The following is a 16,320-nucleotide window of genomic DNA, read 5'->3' on the forward strand; positions in this document are numbered from 1 at the left end:
CCGCCCGCTCCTCTCATGCGCGCGGTCCAGCGGCGGCCGCGGGCTGCCGTGCCGACTCGGTCCCGGCGTCGCGCTGCTCCAGCAGGGCGTCCTGCTCCGCCGCGTCCAGCGTGCCGCCGGAGGTCCGGATACGCCCGCTGGGCCAGCCGGCCGCGCGGCCGAGCAGCGTCAGGACGGCGGGGGTGATCACCGGCCGGATGAGGAAGGTGTCGATCAGCAGGCCCAGGGCCATGATGAACGCCACCTGGCGGAAGCTGTCGAGCGGGATGATCGCCACCATGGCGAAGGTGGCCGCCAGGATCACCCCCGCGGCGCTGATGGCGCGTGCGGTGGCCGGCATCGCCACCGCGATCGCCTCGCGCAACGGCCGGCGGGAGGCCTCGTCCCAGATGGACCCGACGGCGAACACGTTGTAGTCGGAGCCGAGCGCGAGCAGCAGCACGGCGGTGGTGAACGGCACGTAGAAGGTCAGGCCCGGGTCGTCGAGGAGGCCCTGGAACACCAGGACCGATATCCCGAGGGCGGCGGCCACCCCCAGCGCGCTGGTCGCCAGCAGCAGCAAGGGGGCCAGCAGCGCCCGCAGGAAGAGCGCCAGGATGACGAACTCCACGATCAGCGCCGCCAGCATGGTGCGCCGGAGGTTCTCCTGCGTGATCAGCGCCAGCTCCGCGGCGACCGCCGTCTGCCCGGCCACCCCCACCGTCGCGTCCTGCACGCCGGCCTGCTCCAGCAGGCCGGGCAGGCGGTCCTGCAGCAGCTCCAGGTCGTCGATGGCGTCGGCCGCCAGCGGGTCGCTGTCCAGGATCACCACGAACCGGGCGAGGTCGCCGTCGGCCGAGAACACGATGCCGAACTCCTCGGGCAGCGGGTTCTGGGCGGCACCGAGCACCTGGGCCACCCCCGGCTGGGTCGCCAGCAGCCCCTGGAAGCGCTCCAGCGCGGCGCGCTGGCCCGCGACGCCGGGGGCCTCCACGAGCACCTCGGTGGGCGCCACCACCCCGCGGACGCCGGCGTCGTCGAGGATCTCCGCGCCCTCACGCACCGGGTCGTCGGAGGGCAGCCCGGAGACGAACGACAGGTCCAGCCGGAGGTCCGCCACCGGCAGGGCCGCCGGGACGAGGACGCCCAGACCGAGGAGGACGGCGACCCAGGCCCCGCGGCGGGACGAGGTGGTCCGCGCCATCCACCGGGCGCCCCGCCCGGCGCGGCGGTCCAGCGCGCCACCCCGGCCCACCCCCGACGGGAAGAACAACCACGGCCCCAGGACGGCGATCACCGCGGGGACCAGGGTCAGCGACACCACGACACCCACCACGACGGTGAGCGACAGCGCGGGCCCGAACGCCCGGAACAGCTCGAAGTCGGCCACCAGCAGGGCCGCGGTCCCCGCCGCGACGGTGATGCCGGCGACCGCCACGATCGGGCCGTCGGTGGTCACGGTGCGCCGGGCGGCCTCGTGCGGCGCCATCCCGGCGTCCAGGTGCCGGCGCATGCCGGAGAAGAACAGCACGCAGTAGTCGGTGACCACGCCGATCAGCAGCGCGGCGGTGAGCGGCTGGAGCTGGTCGGGCAGCGCGAAGCCGAAGGCCGCGGCCGCCCTGGCCAGCAGGTGGGTCGCCAGCAGGTAGCCGATCCCGGCGGCGGCCAGCACGACCAGGGGCGCCACGACCGACCGGAACGTGAGCCCGACGACGACGGCGATGAGCACGAGGGTCGCCACTTCGAACAGGTGCAGTCGCGCCTCGAGGTGCTCGGCCTGCTGCACCCGGGCGGGGGTCATGCCGGTCACGTAGGTCTGCACGTCCGCCTGGTTGCGGAAGTGCTGCGCGTACTGGCGGGCCAGCGCCGTGCCGTCGACCAGCGACGTGCCACCGGTCGTGTACAGGTAGGTGACCACGGTCTCGGGTGTGTTCGTGGGCAGCGGTACCGCGGCCACGATGTTCCCGTCGGCGGTGGGAGCCTCGCTCCGGAGGGTCGCCTGGGTGTGCTGCAGCGCCCACAGGGCGACGTCGGCCCGGGTGAGCGCGCTGAGCCCGCCGGGATCGTGGACGACGACCGCCGTCTGGGACAGCACCGGGACGCGGAACTCCGCGAGGGAGCGCTGCTGCACCTGGACCGCCTCGCTGCCGGGGGGCAGCAGGCCGCCGAAGTTGTTGCTGCCCCCGCCGCCCGACGGCGTCGGCAGCAGCACGGCGGCGATCGCGGCGGCGATCCAGAGACCCATGACGACCCACCGGCCGGCCACCACGGCGGACCGGAAGCCCCGGCCGGCCGCCGACAGACCCCGGCCGGCGGCGGACAGGCCCCGGACCGGCCCCCGCAGCGCGGCCTGCGCCGCCGACCGTGCAGTCAACACGGCCTCCCCAGCCTCCGACCGGCACCGACTACCGGTGGTGGGAGGAGGGTAGGGCGAACCGAGACCCACCGCAGGCGGAAGGACCTCCCCCCATGCCCGAGGACCGCACCGAGCCCACGGCCGGCGCCTCGGCAGCACCGGCTGCTGCCACCGGACCCGCTGTGCACGGCGACCGACCCGACGCCGACCGCGCGGAGCCCGGCGCCCGGCGGAGCACGCCGAAGACCTGGTGGCTGGTCGCCCCGGCCTTCGTCATCGGCCTGTTCGCGGGCGCGATCCTCCTCGGGCTGCTCCGCGAGGACCCGCCGGCGCCCACCCCGGCCGCCGGGTCCCCGACCGCGGCCACCGGGACGTCCGAGCCGGGCGGTGACGGCGAGGGCCCGGGGGCCAGCGCCGAGATCACCGTGAACGAGGCCTGCCTGCGCGTCGTGAACGGGACCAGCGACCTGGTCGACGTCATCGGCGACCTGGGCGATGCCGCGGCGGGTCTGGACATCTCCGGCCTGAACCAGTCGATCCGGGAGCTCCAGCCGCTGGAGGCGCGGCTGCGCGACGACCTGGACGGCTGCGAGACCGACACCACGCTGCCGGACGACCTGTCGTCGACGACGACCACTGAGCCCTCCGGCACGGCCGACCCCTCCGCCACGACCGAGCCCTCCGGGTCGTCCACGACGACCGCCCCGTCCGACTGACCTACCGGTCCGCGCCGTCGGACCGCGGCGCTCGGACCCGGGCGCTCAGAGCTGCGCCAGCTCGGCCGCCAGGTCGTCGAGGCCCAGCGACCCCTGGGACAGCGCGGCCATGTGCCAGGCCTTGAGGTCGAAGCCGGCGCCCCGGGCCTGCTCGGCCGCGGCCCGGCCCTCCCGCCAGGCGCGCTCACCGAGCTTGTAGCTGATCGCCTGCCCCGGCATGCCGAGGTAGCGCACCAGCTCGCTGTCGAGGAAGGCGACGTCGGCGCCGGAGTGCTCGCCGAGGAAGGCACGGGCGAGCTCCGGCGTCCACGGCTGCCCGCGGTGCCCGGCCAGCACGCCGTCGGCGTCGTCGGGCACCGGCAGCCCCAGGTGCATGCCGATGTCGATGACCACCCGCACCGAGCGCAGCTGCTGCGCGTCGAGGAAGCCCAGCCGCTCCGCCGGATCGGCGAAGTAGCCCAGCTCGTCCATCAGCCGCTCGGCGTACAGCGCCCAGCCCTCGACGTTCGCGCCGACCGAGCCCAGCGACGTCTGGTAGGTCGAGAGCTCCCCGGAGACGAGCGCCCACTGGGCCAGCTGCAGGTGGTGGCCCGGGACACCCTCGTGGTACCAGATGGAGACCAGGTCCCAGAGCGGGAAACGGGTGCGTCCCAGGGTGGGCAGCCAGGTACGGCCCGGCCGGGAGAAGTCCTGCGCCGGCCGGGTGTAGTACGGCGCCGCCGCGCTCCCGGGCGGCGCGATCATCGCCTCCACCCGCTTGACCGGCTCTGCCAGGTCGAAGTGCGTGCCGTCCAGCGCCGCGATCGCCTCGTCCATCATCGCCTGCAGCCGCTCGCGGATCGCCTCGGCGCCCTCGACCGCCGGGCCGTTCAGCGACAGCCAGCGCATCGCCTCCAGCGGCGTCGCGCCGGGGCGCACCCGCTCGGCCTCGAGCCGCTGCTCGGCGAGGATCCGGCGGTGCTCGGCCCAGCCCCAGGCGTAGGCCTCCTCCAGCCCCTGCCCGGCGCCCAGGTCCGATCCGGTCCAGCGGCGCGCGGCCACGGCGTACCGCTCCCGGCCGACCGCGTCCGGTGTCCCCTCCGTCCGCGGCGCGTACTCGTCGCGCAGGAAGTCCCGCACCTCCGCCACGGCACCGTCGGCGGCGCGGGCGGCGGCGGCGAGCTCGTCCCGCAGCGCAGCCGGCCCGGTGGCCACGAACGTCGTGAAGAAGGGGCCGGCGAGCCACTCGTCGAGCTGGGCGACGACGGTGCGCACCTGCCGGGGCGCCACCAGCAGGCCGCGGCGCGCACCCTCGGCGAGGGTGTCACGGTACCCCCGGTAGGCCTCGGGCACCCGGGCCAGCCGGCGGGCCAGGACGGACCAGTCCTGCTCGGTCGCCGACGGCATGAGCATGAAGACCTGCCGGACGGAGTGCAGCGGGCTGAACAGGTTGTTCAGCGACCGGTAGCCCTCGCCCGCCGCATGCCCGGCGAGCTCGGCGCCGAGCCGTTCCCGGAGCAGCCGGGCGCAGCGGCGCTCCACCGGGTCGTCGTCGAGCGAGGGGTCGGCCGCCAGCACCCCGTCCAGCTCGGCGAGCGTGGTGCGGGCGAGGGCCGCGTCGGCCTCGAGCCCCGCCGGGCCGTAGTCGGGCAGCCGGTCGTCGCCGGGGCGGGTGCCCAGCGACGTCGCCACGATCGGGTCGAGGTCGCAGACGGCGTCGACGTAGCGGTCGGCGACCGCGCGCGGGGTGGCGGGGTGGGCGGGTGACTGCGGAGAGGTGGGGTGGGCGGGTGGCTGCGGAGCGCTCACCGCAGCCGCTCCAGCCGGGCCGACATCGTCGGGCGCAGCGGCTGCTCGCCGACGGCCCGGTCGATGGCGTACATCAGCGCACCCTCGACGATGCCGTAGAGCCGCACCGCCCGGGTCACCTCCGGCGCGTCGGGGGTGCGGGCCACCACGTCGCTGGTCAGCTCCCAGCTCGTCGTGGTGCGCGCCGTCCCGACGTAGATCTCCACCAGCCCCTCGGGGCCGGCCACCAGCAGCTCCACGTCGTCGTTCCCGCGGGGCCGCCAGAAGCCGGACTCCCGGACGTCGGGACCGACGATCGCCCCGTCGTCGGTGAGCCGCCAGGTGCGGGACTCGTAGGCGAGGAAGCCCCGCCCGTCGTGGCTGAACCGGATCCACTGGCCGAAACGGTGGTCACCGCCGGAGCCGGCCGCCTGTCCCTCGCCGTGCCACTCCCCCAGCAGGGGCAGCACCGAGAGGATCTCCTCGGAGACCTCCGGGCCGCTGCGGACGTCGGCGGTGTCGGGCACCGGCAGCTCGGTCTCCCCGCTCATCGCCGGGCCCCCTCGGGACGGCGGGACAGGCGGACCGCGCCGTACCCCAGGGCCAGGGCGGACAGCGCCGTCAGGGTGACCAGGATCCAGGCAGAGACCATGGGAACCACCGTAGTGACGGCGCCACCGCCCGGCCTCAGGCGGCCACCGGGGCACCCGCGACCGTCGCGCGCACCGCCTCTTCCCACGGGGTCGCGGTCAGCCCGAAGGTGGCCGTCGTCGCGGGAGCGTCGCAGATGTAGTCGGCGTCCCACTGGTGCCGGATGTCCACCACCTCCCGCATCACCGGGACGGCGAGCCCGACCGCGCGCAGCACCGGCCACGGGATCCCGCTGACCCGCGCCGGGGGCAGGGACATCGCCTCGGCAAGGTCCGTCAGCGCCCGGCGCTGGCTGCGCGGCGCCGTGGTGGGCACGTGCCAGGCCCGGCCCAGCGCCCGCTCGTCGGTGCCGAGGGTGGCCAGCGTGGCGGCGACATCGGGCAGGTACGCCCAGCTGCGGCGGACGTCCGGGTCGCCCACCACCCAGGCCCGGCGACCGGCGCGCAGGGCGGGCAGCTGCCGGCCCAGGTGCGACTGGGCCGCGGGGACCTGCGGCCCGACGAAGTCCGCGGCCCGCGCCTCGGTGACGCGCACCCGGCCGGCCTCGTGCGCGGCCAGGGCGTCGGCCCACATCCGGGCCCGCACCCGCCCCTTGACGTCGGTGGCCGCCAACGGGGTGTCCGGTGTCATCGGGCCCGACGGTCGGCCGTAGCCGTAGAGGTTGGACATGGTGACGAGGACCGCCCCGGTGCGCTCGGCCCCGGCGAGCAGGGCCGCCGCGACCGGCGGCCAGTCGTCGGCCCAGCGGTGGTAGGCGGGGTTGACCGCGTTGTAGAGGGCCGCCGCTCCCCGTGCCGCCTCGGTCAGCGCGTCGGCGTCGGCCGCGTCCACCTGCCGGTGCTCCACCGCCCCGGTGGACCGGCCGCCGCTGCGGGACAGCACCCGCACCCGGTGGCCGCGCGCCACCAGCTCCGCGGCCGTGGTCAGGCCGACCGGCCCCTTGCCGACGATCACGTGCAGTGCCATGACAGCTCCTCGATCCGGCGAGAGCGGTGCTCTCGGATGTGAGCACCATTCACCTCCGGTCGGCAGGCGTCAAGAGCATCGATCCGCGTTGTGAGCACCGCTCTCTCATGGCAGGCTGCTCCGATGACCACCGCTCGCGACCGCGTCCGCGCCGAGCTCACCGCCGAGATCACCGGCGCCGCGCGACGCCAGCTGGCCGAGGTGGGTGCGGCCGCGCTCTCGCTGCGCGCCGTCGCGCGCGAGGTCGGCATGGTGTCGTCCGCGGTCTACCGCTACTTCCCCAGCCGCGACGACCTGCTCACCCGGCTGATCATCGACGGCTACGACGCCCTCGGTGCCGCCGCGGAGGCGGCGGACGACCCGGCGGCGGCGCCACGGGAGCGCTGGCTCGCCGTGTGCCGCGCGGTCCGGGCGTGGGCGCTCGCGCACCCGCATGAGTACGCGCTGCTCTACGGGTCCCCGGTGCCCGGCTACACAGCGCCACAGGACACCGTTCCCGCCGCGGCCCGGGTCGGCGTGGTCCTGGGCCGGATCCTCGGCGACGCCGCCCAGGCCGGAGCGCTGCCGGAGGGCTCCGGCGAGCGCGATCCGGGGCTGGTGAGCGACGAGGCGGCCGCCATCCTGGGCGGGTCGCACCCGGCCATCGACGAGGACGTGCGCGTGCGGGCCCTGCTCACCTGGAGCTCCCTCTTCGGCGTGATCAGCTTCGAGCTGTTCGGGCACTTCGTGGGTTCCGTGACGGACAACGACCGCTGGTTCGACCGCGCGGTGGGCGAACTGGCCGGGACGCTCGGCCTCTGACCGGGCCCGCGGGGCCACCCCCCGGAATCGGGGGATTCCGTTCCGCCGGAGCCCGGAGCACGCTGCCCTCCTCAGGGCGCAGCGGCGGACACCGACGTCCGCCGGCCGGGGGCATGCGCCAGGACCCGGGGAGCATCCATGCACATCCACACGGCACGACTCCTGGCGGTGGCGTCCACCGCCACCCTGGTCGCTCTCGGCGCAGCCGGGCCGGCGGCCGCGGACGGCGGGGACGGGAAGAAGCACGGCCCACCCGCCGGCTTCAGCATCCAGGCCGCAGTGGATGCGGCCGCGCCCGGTGACACCGTCCGCATCCCGCCCGGCACCTACCGCGAATCGGTCACCATCCAGCAGGACGGCATCTCCCTGCACGGTGGCCGCGGGGTGGTCATCGAACCGTCCGGGGCGGATCCGACCGCCTGCGACACGCTGGACGGTCCCGACACCGACCGCGTGTCGGGCATCTGCGTCATCGGCGAGATCGACCCCGAGACCTTCGAGGCCCTCGACCGGGTGAGCGGGGTCAGCGTCCGCGGCATCACGGTCACCGGCGCGACCGGGGACGGGCTGGTCGGGCTCGCGACCGAGGACCTGAGGGTGCGCGACAGCCGGTTCACCGGCAACGGCGGGTACGGCGCCGCCGCCTTCGTCACCGAGGGCGTCAGCTTCCGCGACAACAAGGCGACCGGGAACGCCGAGGCGGGCTTCTACATCGGCGACAGCGAGCACGCCGACGCCGACGTCCGCGGGAACTACTCGGCGGACAACCAGATGGGCTTCTTCTACCGCAACGCCAGCGTCGGGAAGATGCAGGGCAACGTCGCCGTCGGCAACTGCGTCGGGGTGCTGCTGCTCGCCGGAGCGCCCGGGCCGGTCACCGACTGGGAGCTGCGGAAGAACGAGGTCTCCGCGAACAACAGGCTGTGCGAGGGTGACGCGGAGCAGGGTGACCCGACCCTCACCGGCGCCGGCATCGCACTGGTCGGCGCCCAGGACTTCCGCGTCAGGGACAACCGGGTGACCGACAACGTCCCGGCGGCGGCCGACAGCGCGCTGCAGGGCGGCATCGTGGTCGTCTCGAGCGGCTCCGTTCCGGGGCTCGCGCCGTACGACCCCAGCGGTGCGGTCGAGCGCAACAAGGCCAAGGGCAACGAGCCGGCCGACATCACCTGGGACGGGACCGGGAGCGTCGCGTTCGACGACAACCGGTGCCGGACCTCGATCCCCGACGGGCTCTGCGACTGAGCCCGCGCACCACCTCCGGGCGCCCGCTCCGGCCACCGGCCGGGGCGGGCGCCGCCGTGCGCGGGCACCGCTCACCGGGAGTGCGGCGGACGCGACAGGCGCGGTCGCTGGTGGGGCCGGGGGGTCGTACGGCAGGCTGGGCACGGACCCCGGACGGCGGGGATGCAGGCGGGAGGAGTAGTCATCGAGAAGGCCGAGGCCGGCCCGGGCGCGACGCCGACCCCGGACGAGGAGGCGCTCCCCGGCACCCCCTCGTGGTACTCGGTGCTGCACGACTCCTCGTTCATGTTCGCCGCGGTCTGCGACACCGGCGGGACGCTGCTCACCGCCAACCGCCTGGCCGTGGAGGGCCGGGGCTTCGACCGGCGCCGGCAGCTGGGCCGCCCCTTCTGGGAGGCCGACTGGTGGGCGGGCGACCCGGAGGTGATCGCCACGGTGCGCGCGTGGTGCCTGGAGGTGGCTGCCGGCGGCGAGCCGGTGCGCGCGGTCACCAGCTTCTTCCTGGCCGACGGCAGGCGGCGCACCGCGGACCTCACGCTGCAGCTGGTCCGCGAAGGTGAGCAGCAGGAGTTCCTCCTGGTCACCGGCATGGACATCACCGACCGGCTGCAGGCCGAGCGGGTCACCGCCGAGGCGCGTGCGGCGGGCATGGAGGCCTCCACGCTCCGCCAGATCGCCGCCGCCCGGGCCCGCGACCTGGAGGTCCTCCGCGAGACCGAGGCCAAGCTGTCGCGCGCCCTGACCATCACCGAGCGGGTGCTGGCCAACGTCGCCGACGGCATCTACGGCCTCGACATCGACGGCCGGGTGGAGTTCCTCAACCCCGCGGCGTCCCGGCTGACCGGCTACCGGCCCGAGGAGCAGCTCGGCCGGGACCAGCACGACCTGATCCACGGGCACCGCCCGGACGGCACGGTGTACCCCCGCGAGGAGTGCCCGGTCTGGCGGGCGCTGCAGACCGGCCGGACGGTGGTCGCCGACCACGAGACCCTCTGGCGCAGCGACGGCACGCCCTTCCCCGTCGAGATGGTCGTCGTGCCCACCGTCGAGGACGGGGTGCACACCGGCGTGGTGGTCTCCTTCCGCGACCTCACCGACCGGCTGGCTGCCCAACGCCAGGCGGCGGAGCTGGAGGCGCTCGCCGACCGGGTGGCCGCCGACCGCGCGCTCTCCGACCGGCTGCAGCAGTCGCTGCTCACGCCGCCGCCGGAGCCGGACCACCTGCAGATCGCCGTCCGCTACAGCCCGGCGGCGCACGAGGCGCAGGTGGGCGGCGACTGGTACGACGCCTTCCTGCAGCCGGACGGCGCCACGATGCTGGTGATCGGGGACGTCGTCGGCCACGACAGCAGCGCGGCCGCGGCGATGGGCCAGGTCCGCGGGCTGCTGCGCGCCCTCGCCTACGCCGACGAGAACGGCCCCGCGGCGACGCTCACCCGGGTGGAGCACGCCGCGCGCGGCCTGGCGGTCGCGACGCTGGCCACTGCCGTCCTGGCCCGGATCGAGCGCCATCCCGACGTGCCGGTGGACGGCCGCCGGCTGCTCCGCTGGAGCAACGCCGGGCACCTGCCGCCGATCCTGCTGGCACCCGACGGCACGAGCACCCTGCTCACCAGCAAGCCCGAGCTGATGCTGGGCATCGACCCGGACGCGCCGCGCAGCGACCAGTCCGTCGACCTGCCCGACGCACACACGCTGCTGCTGGTCACCGACGGCCTGGTCGAGCGCCGCGACATCGACCTCGACGAGGGGATCGAGCGGCTCCTCGACGCCCTGCGCGACCTCGGGTCCACGCCGCTGGAGGAGCTGCTGGACACCGTCCTCGCCCGGCTGGTGCCCGAGGCCGGCGCCGACGACGTGGCCATCGTCGCCGTCCGCACCTTCCCCGAGGACCGGCCGCGCCCTGCCGAGGCCGGGCCCAACCGGCTGCCGCCCGGCGTCGACTGAGCCGGCGACGACGACAGCGCCCGCCCCCCGGTGTACGGGGGACGGGCGCTGTCGTCGGTCAGGGCCCTCCGGGGAGGGGCGACCTCAGGAGATGGCGACGGTCGTCTCGTTGAGGCCGACCTCGGCGGCGAGCACGCGCTCCCCCTTGCCGACCGCGGCCAGGGTGCGCAGCTTCCACTGCCCCGGCGCGGCGAAGAACCGGAACTCGCCCTCGGGGCTGGTGACGACCTCGGCGGTGAACTCGTCGGTCGAGTCCAGCAGCCGGACGTAGGCCCCGGCCACCGGCGCGCCGTCGTGCCACACCGAGCCCTGGATGACCGTCTGGGTGCTCAGGTCGATGCCCGCGAGGGCACCGCCCTGCTTCGGGGCTCCGCACATGTCAGCTCACTTCTCGATCGGGACGCCGACGAGCGAGCCGTACTCGACCCAGCTGCCGTCGTAGTTCTTGACGTCGGTCTTGCCGAGCAGCTCGCGCAGGACGAACCAGGTGTGGCTGGAACGCTCGCCGATGCGGCAGTACGCGATGGTCGGCTTGCTCTCGTCGTAGCCCTGCTCGGCGTAGAGCGCGGCGAGCTGCTCGTCGGACTTGAACGTGCCGTCCTCGTTGGCCGCCTTGCTCCACGGGATGTTGATCGCGCCCGGGACGTGGCCGGCCTTCTGCGACTGCTCCTGCGGCAGGTGGGCGGGCGCGAGGATCTTGCCGGAGAACTCGTCGGGCGAACGCACGTCGACGATGTTCTTGCTGCCGATCGAGGCCACGACCTCGTCGCGGAACGCGCGGATCGAGAGGTCCGGCTCGGCGGCCCGGTACGAGGTGGCCGGGCGCTGAGGAACGTCCTTGGACAGCGGGCGGCCGTCCAGCTCCCACTTCTTGCGGCCGCCGTCCATCAGCTTGACGTCGCCGTGACCGTAGATCTTGAAGTACCAGTAGGCGTACGCGGCGAACCAGTTGTTGTTGCCGCCGTAGAGGACGACGGTGTCGTCGTTGGCGATGCCCTTGGCCGACAGGAGCTGCTCGAAGGCGCTCTTGTCGAGGAAGTCCCGGCGCAGCGGGTCCTGCAGGTCGGTCTTCCAGTCGAGCTTGACGGCGCCCTCGAGGTGGCCGCCGTCGTAGGCGCTGGTGTCCTCGTCGACCTCGACGAAGACGATGCCGGGCTGGCCCAGGTGCTCCTGGGCCCAGTCGACGGTGACGAGCACGTCGGTGCGACTCATGTGGTTCCTCCGTGGATCGGTGTGCGGGTGGTCGGCGCGGGCCGGCAGGGCCCGCCGGGGATCAGGTGCAGCTCACCGCGCGCGCAGGTGCGGCAGGACGGTGCGGTCGTGTGCGGGAAGACCTCCGGACGGCGGACGGGCGCGTCTGGACGGTCGGAACCGACCTCAGGGGGTCGGACAGAGGGAGCTGCCGACGCGGCACAGGTCGACTGTGCGGCGCGAGGTCAGCAGGGTGCCCACGGCGCGAGAGTAGCCGATCACGCCCGCGCTCCCGCACGGGCGTCTACCAGAGCGGTCAGCTCCGTCGGACGCGGCGCGCCGCTGCTGCGGCCGACGACCCGGCCGGCGCGGTCCAGGTAGAACAGCGTCGGCGTCCGGCGCACGCCGAGCTCCCGCACCTCCGCCAGGTGGCTCTCCGCGTCGACCTGCACGACGGCCAGCCCCGGGCGGGTGGCCTGCAGCTGCGCGAGCCGGGCCTTCGTCGCCCGGCAGGGGCCGCAGAACGCGGTGGAGAACTGGACGACGGTGAGCTCTGCCTCGGCCGGGCGCACGCCCAGGCGCGCGAGCACCACCGCCGGGTCCGCACCGTCTCCGTCCACCCGGGGTGCAACCGGTGCCCTCCGGCGGGCTATTCCGCCCGCAGCACCGCGTCGTCGGCCGCCACGCGCACGTCCACGCCGCGCTCGGCCGGGGTGACACCGGTCAGCCGCAGGCCGAACGGCAGCTCCACCGGGTAACGCAGGTCGAGCAGGTCGGCGACCCGGCCGACCAGGACCCGGGGGATGTCGACCCCGGCACCGGCGGCCCGATCGACGTCGACGACCAGCTCGTTCCCGTCCACGGCGACCGTGCCGCTGGCGGTGAGCGGCAGCGTGTGGCCGAGCAGCTCGACCGTCCGGGTGATCCGCAGCCCGTCGCCTGCCCGCTCCAGGGTCGTGTTCCCACCGAGCTCGCGGGCCAGCAGGTCGTAGGAGAGGGTCGCCGTGCCGTCGATGCGCTCGACCGGCAGCTCCGTCACCTCCCCGGCGAGCACCGCCGACAGCGGGAGGTGCACCCCGCGCAGGGCGATGTCGGCGCGCGTCCCCTCCGGCTGCCCCAGCTGCTCGGCGGTCAGCACGATGCGCACGTCCTCGTAGCGTCCGCCGACCGCCTGGGTCAGGAACGGGAAGCCCCGGACGTCCACCTCGGGCCGGCCCGCCAGCAACCCCTGGTCCACCAGCTGCTCGGCGACCTGGTCCTCGGCGAGGCCCACCGCGATCCGGTCGAGCAGGACGCCGAGCCCGACCAGCAGGACGACGACGACGGCGAGCGCCTTCACAACACCGTCAGCAGACCGAGCGCCACCGGGGCGCACGCCGCGAACGGCAGCACGACCTGCACGACCGTCGGCGCCCACGGCGACAGCGCCTCCGTCTCGCCGTCGGCCGTCGTCTCGACGGCGAGGTAGCTGCCGGCCACGGCGACCAGCGCCACGACCCCGGCGACGGCTCCCCCGACGACCAGCGCGCGCAGCTGTCCCAGGTCGGCCAGGTCGCGGGCGGCCCACGCGGTCGAGGCGCCCACGAGCACCGCCAGGACGACACCGGTCAGCCCCCGGGGGACCCCGGGCGCCAGCTGCGGCCGCGGCAGCACCTGGTCGGTGAGGTGGCCGACGAGGAGAGCGGCGCCGGCCACGATCGCGGTCGTCGCGAGCCGGCCGTCGTCCGAGCGGGCGAGGAGCAGCAGCGCCGCGAGGGCGCCCACCGCGGTGATCAGCACCGCCGATCCGGCCAGCGAGTCGACCAGGTCGTAGCGGGGCGAGCGGAACATCTGCTGCAGCACGGCGGCGAGGAAGCCCAGGCCGAGGACGGCGAGCAGCCCGCCCAGGACCGGGTCCTCGGGCAGCACCATGGCCAGGTCCGCCCCGACGGCCGCGGCCGTGCCGACGGTCAGCGAGGCCGCGAACCCCTGCATCCCGGTGGCCAGCACCCAGGAGAGGACCAGCGCCAGCTGCAGCACGAGCACGGCCGCCAGGGCCCCCAGGTCGCCGAGCACCGCCGTGAGCCCGGCGAGCAGGCCCGCCGCGACCACCGCGAGGCCGGCGGCCGGGAGGTGGTGCGGCAGGGCCGGCGTCGGGGACGGGGCGGCGCTGGAGCTCACGGCCCGATGGTGTCAGAAGCCCAGCGCCCGATCCGCTCGACGAGCGGAGCCGTCGCGCCGTTCTCGGCATGTCCGAATCCCGGCACGACCCAGGCGGTGGCCGCCGGGCCGGCTGCCCGGACCAGTGTCCGGAAGTGCTCGAGCGGGAAGAACTCGTCGCGGTCGCCGTGCACGAGCAGCAGCGGGGTGGGCGCGATCGCGCTCACCACCTCGAGCGGTGCCGGCGGCGGGACCAGCCACGGGTCGCCCAGGCGCACCCCGAGCCGCCCTGCCAGCCGCCGCCCCGCGGTCGTCTCCAGGAGCCAGTGCACCCGCCGCATCGGCCGGGTGTCACGGACGTACCAGCGGCTGACCGCGCTGACGCTGACCACCGCGTCGGGCCGGTGCCGGCCCAGCGCCGCCTGGCGCAGCACCGCCCCGCCGCCCATGGACAGCCCCAGGGTCACCACCGCCCCCGCCCCGTCGGCCCGGGCCGCGCCCACCGCGGCGTCGACGTCGGCCATCTCCTGGTCGCCGCCGGCACCGGAGCGCCCGCCGGACCGGCCGTGCCCCCGGAAGTCCAGGGCCCGGACCTCGCCGAACCGGCGCAGCCGGGCGGCGAGGCGCAGGAAGGGCGGGTACCGCACGGAGTTGCTGAAGCCGTGGGCGACGACGAACGTCAGGGGCCGCGCCGCCGGTGGGAGCGGCCCCGGCGGAGCCGGCGGGACGACGAAGCCCGACAGGAGCACGCCGTCGGGGGTCCACACCTCCACCGTCCGGGTTCCCGGCAGATCCGGCTCCACGGCAGGCACGTCCGCTATCCTGCACTCCACCTCGACAGCGTTGTCGTAGGTCCGGCCGGTGCCCGCCGGCCCTGGACCCCTGAGGAGACGACATGCGACTCGTGCTCATGACTTCCGCCCGTCAGGCCACGACCGAGGTGCTGCCCGCCCTGGGGCTGCTCGGCCACCAGGTCCGCATCGTGGCTCCCGAGCTCTCCAGCCTCCTCGACGGCGACTCCGGCGACGTCGTCCTGGTCGACGCCCGGCACGACCTGATCCAGGCGCGCACCCTGTGCGGGTTGCTCTCCTCCACCGGCGTGGCGGCGGCGTTGGTCGCGGTCCTCTCGGAGGGCGGCCTGGTTGCCCTCTCCGCCGACTGGGGCGTCGACGACGTGCTCCTCGACACCGCCGGCCCTGCGGAGGTCGACGCCCGGCTCAAGTGGGCGACCGCCCGACGGCTGGCCGCCGCGACCCCCGCCGACGGCGGCGACGGCGGCGTCACGCAGGCCGGGGAACTGGTCATCGACGAGCACAGCTACTCCGCCAAGCTGCGCGGCCGCCCGCTCGACCTCACCTACAAGGAGTTCGAGCTGCTCAAGTACCTGGCCCAGCACCCGGGCCGGGTCTTCTCGCGGGCGCAGCTGCTGCAGGAGATCTGGGGCTACGACTACTTCGGCGGTACCCGCACCGTCGACGTGCACGTCCGGCGGCTGCGGGCCAAGCTCGGCACCGAGCACGAGGCGCTGATCGGCACCGTGCGCAACGTCGGCTACAAGCTCGACCAGCAGGTGGCCGACGCCACCGCGAGGGCCGCCCGGGCGGAGACCGACGCCGAACTGGTCTGATGACCGGGTGAGCGGACCTCTCGACGTCGACGGCGTCCTCGCCCTGCTGCGCGCGGCCACGGCGGCCGACGGCGTGCGTCCGGTCTCCGAGGAGGCCGAGCTCCGGCTCCAGCACGGCGGCGGGGACGGGCACGACGTCGTGGTCCACGACGCCGACGGCGCCCTGGCCGGCTACGCACGGCTCGACGACGGCACCGCCGAGCTGGTGGTCCACCCGGAGCTGCGGCGGCGCGGGCACGGCACGACGCTGCTGCGCCGGCTCCTCGACCTGGCCGGCGACCGGACGCTGGACATCTGGGCGCACGGCGACCTGCCCGGCTCGGCCGAGCTGCTCGCCCCGCACGGCTTCGACCGTGCCCGGGTGCTGCTGCAAATGCGCCTGCGCCTGGACGACGAGGACCTGGCCGGGATCGACCCGGCTCCCCGGCCGGAGCTGCCCGCCGACGTGCGCGTGCTGCCTTTCCGGCCCGGCCGTGACGAGGAGGCGTGGCTGCGGGTCAACGCCCGCGCCTTCGACTGGCACCCCGAACAGGGCCGGATGACCCGCGCGGATCTGGAGCTGCGCGAGGCCGAGCCGTGGTTCGACCCCGAGGGCTTCCTCATGGCCTGGCGCGGGGACCCCGACGCCGGTGGGGCGCTGCTCGGCTCGCACTGGACGAAGGTGCACCCGCCCGGCAGCGTCGGAGGCGCCGCCGACGACGAGGCCGTGGGCGAGGTGTACGTGCTCGGCGTCGACCCGGACGCGCAGGGCATGCGGCTGGGGCGGGTGCTCACCGACCTCGGGCTGGCCCACCTGCGCGGTCGCGGTCTCGGCCAGGTCCTGCTCTACGTCGAGGAGGACAACGAGGCGGCCGTGCGGCTGTACGAGAACCGTGGCTTCACCCGGTTCGCCGTCGACGTCTCCTGGCACCGGGAGCCGCAGGGCTCCTGAGGCC

Annotated in this window: 16 protein-coding genes; 6 read left to right on the plus strand and 10 right to left on the minus strand. The window is 75.1% G+C overall.

What is annotated here, in order from left to right; all coding sequences use genetic code 11:
• Nucleotides 1-13: 13 nt before the first annotated feature.
• A complete protein-coding gene (locus ACI79T_RS04655) occupies nt 14-2,353 on the minus strand; it encodes an MMPL family transporter (protein WP_456608877.1) in 2,340 nt (779 codons plus the stop codon).
• 95 nt (nt 2,354-2,448) lie between these two features.
• Between ACI79T_RS04655 and ACI79T_RS04660 the strand changes: the two genes are divergently transcribed.
• A complete protein-coding gene (locus ACI79T_RS04660) occupies nt 2,449-3,051 on the plus strand; it encodes a hypothetical protein (protein ID WP_456608878.1) in 603 nt (200 codons plus the stop codon).
• 45 nt (nt 3,052-3,096) lie between these two features.
• Here the strand turns inward: ACI79T_RS04660 and ACI79T_RS04665 are convergent, their stop codons facing one another.
• The 3 genes from ACI79T_RS04665 to ACI79T_RS04675 all read right to left on the minus strand — a co-directional run bounded on the left by ACI79T_RS04665 (nt 3,097) and on the right by ACI79T_RS04675 (nt 6,435).
• Nucleotides 3,097-4,839, minus strand: coding sequence for a DUF885 domain-containing protein (locus tag ACI79T_RS04665; RefSeq protein WP_456608879.1), 1,743 nt, complete (start codon nt 4,837-4,839; stop codon nt 3,097-3,099).
• On the minus strand, nt 4,836-5,369 hold the full coding sequence (locus tag ACI79T_RS04670; protein WP_456608880.1) for an FABP family protein: 534 nt from the start codon (nt 5,367-5,369) through the stop codon (nt 4,836-4,838). Before ACI79T_RS04670 ends, ACI79T_RS04665 begins: the two co-directional genes overlap by 4 nt.
• 136 nt (nt 5,370-5,505) lie before the next feature.
• Entirely contained in the window at nt 5,506-6,435 is a 930-nt protein-coding gene (locus ACI79T_RS04675) for an NAD-dependent epimerase/dehydratase family protein (protein WP_456608881.1), read from the minus strand.
• Between the two features lie 123 nt (nt 6,436-6,558).
• Here ACI79T_RS04675 and ACI79T_RS04680 point away from each other — a divergent pair, with 123 nt between their 5' ends.
• The 3 genes from ACI79T_RS04680 (at nt 6,559) to ACI79T_RS04690 (ending at nt 10,428) form a co-directional block, all read left to right on the plus strand.
• Nucleotides 6,559-7,236, plus strand: a complete 678-nt coding sequence (locus ACI79T_RS04680) for a TetR/AcrR family transcriptional regulator (RefSeq protein WP_456608882.1) — start codon at nt 6,559-6,561, stop codon at nt 7,234-7,236.
• A 138-nt stretch (nt 7,237-7,374) separates the two neighbouring features.
• Nucleotides 7,375-8,481 (plus strand): right-handed parallel beta-helix repeat-containing protein, encoded by a 1,107-nt coding sequence (locus tag ACI79T_RS04685; protein ID WP_456608883.1) that lies wholly within the window; start codon nt 7,375-7,377, stop codon nt 8,479-8,481.
• Nucleotides 8,482-8,643: 162 nt separating this feature from the next.
• A complete protein-coding gene (locus ACI79T_RS04690; RefSeq protein ID WP_456608884.1) occupies nt 8,644-10,428 on the plus strand; it encodes a SpoIIE family protein phosphatase in 1,785 nt (594 codons plus the stop codon).
• Nucleotides 10,429-10,512: 84 nt separating this feature from the next.
• On the opposite strand, the gene ACI79T_RS04695 is transcribed toward ACI79T_RS04690, so the two are convergent.
• The 6 genes from ACI79T_RS04695 to ACI79T_RS04720 all read right to left on the minus strand — a co-directional run bounded on the left by ACI79T_RS04695 (nt 10,513) and on the right by ACI79T_RS04720 (nt 14,570).
• Nucleotides 10,513-10,806: a DUF1416 domain-containing protein gene (locus ACI79T_RS04695; protein ID WP_456608885.1), complete on the minus strand. Its 294-nt coding sequence runs from the start codon at nt 10,804-10,806 to the stop codon at nt 10,513-10,515.
• Between the two features lie 6 nt (nt 10,807-10,812).
• Nucleotides 10,813-11,640 carry a sulfurtransferase gene (locus ACI79T_RS04700; protein WP_456608886.1) on the minus strand — a complete coding sequence of 276 codons (828 nt, stop codon included), beginning with the start codon at nt 11,638-11,640 and terminating at the stop codon, nt 10,813-10,815.
• A 257-nt stretch (nt 11,641-11,897) separates the two neighbouring features.
• Nucleotides 11,898-12,212, minus strand: coding sequence for a TlpA family protein disulfide reductase (locus ACI79T_RS04705; protein WP_456608887.1), 315 nt, complete (start codon nt 12,210-12,212; stop codon nt 11,898-11,900).
• A 56-nt stretch (nt 12,213-12,268) separates the two neighbouring features.
• Nucleotides 12,269-12,958 carry an LmeA family phospholipid-binding protein gene (locus ACI79T_RS04710; RefSeq protein ID WP_456608888.1) on the minus strand — a complete coding sequence of 230 codons (690 nt, stop codon included), beginning with the start codon at nt 12,956-12,958 and terminating at the stop codon, nt 12,269-12,271.
• The gene (locus ACI79T_RS04715; RefSeq protein ID WP_456608889.1) at nt 12,955-13,779 is read right to left on the minus strand and encodes a hypothetical protein; all 825 of its coding nucleotides are present in this window, start codon (nt 13,777-13,779) and stop codon (nt 12,955-12,957) included. Before ACI79T_RS04715 ends, ACI79T_RS04710 begins: the two co-directional genes overlap by 4 nt.
• A complete protein-coding gene (locus ACI79T_RS04720) occupies nt 13,776-14,570 on the minus strand; it encodes an alpha/beta fold hydrolase (RefSeq protein WP_456608890.1) in 795 nt (264 codons plus the stop codon). The genes ACI79T_RS04715 and ACI79T_RS04720 overlap by 4 nt, the downstream gene beginning before the upstream one ends.
• 83 nt (nt 14,571-14,653) lie before the next feature.
• On the opposite strand from ACI79T_RS04720, the gene ACI79T_RS04725 reads away from it, so the two are divergent.
• Together ACI79T_RS04725 and mshD are read left to right on the plus strand one after the other, a co-directional pair.
• Nucleotides 14,654-15,385, plus strand: coding sequence for a winged helix-turn-helix transcriptional regulator (locus tag ACI79T_RS04725; protein WP_456608891.1), 732 nt, complete (start codon nt 14,654-14,656; stop codon nt 15,383-15,385).
• Between the two features lie 7 nt (nt 15,386-15,392).
• Nucleotides 15,393-16,316 carry a mycothiol synthase gene (mshD, locus tag ACI79T_RS04730; RefSeq protein WP_456608892.1) on the plus strand — a complete coding sequence of 308 codons (924 nt, stop codon included), beginning with the start codon at nt 15,393-15,395 and terminating at the stop codon, nt 16,314-16,316.
• Nucleotides 16,317-16,320: the final 4 nt, after the last annotated feature.

This window comes from Blastococcus sp. SYSU DS0619, from assembly GCF_054051035.1.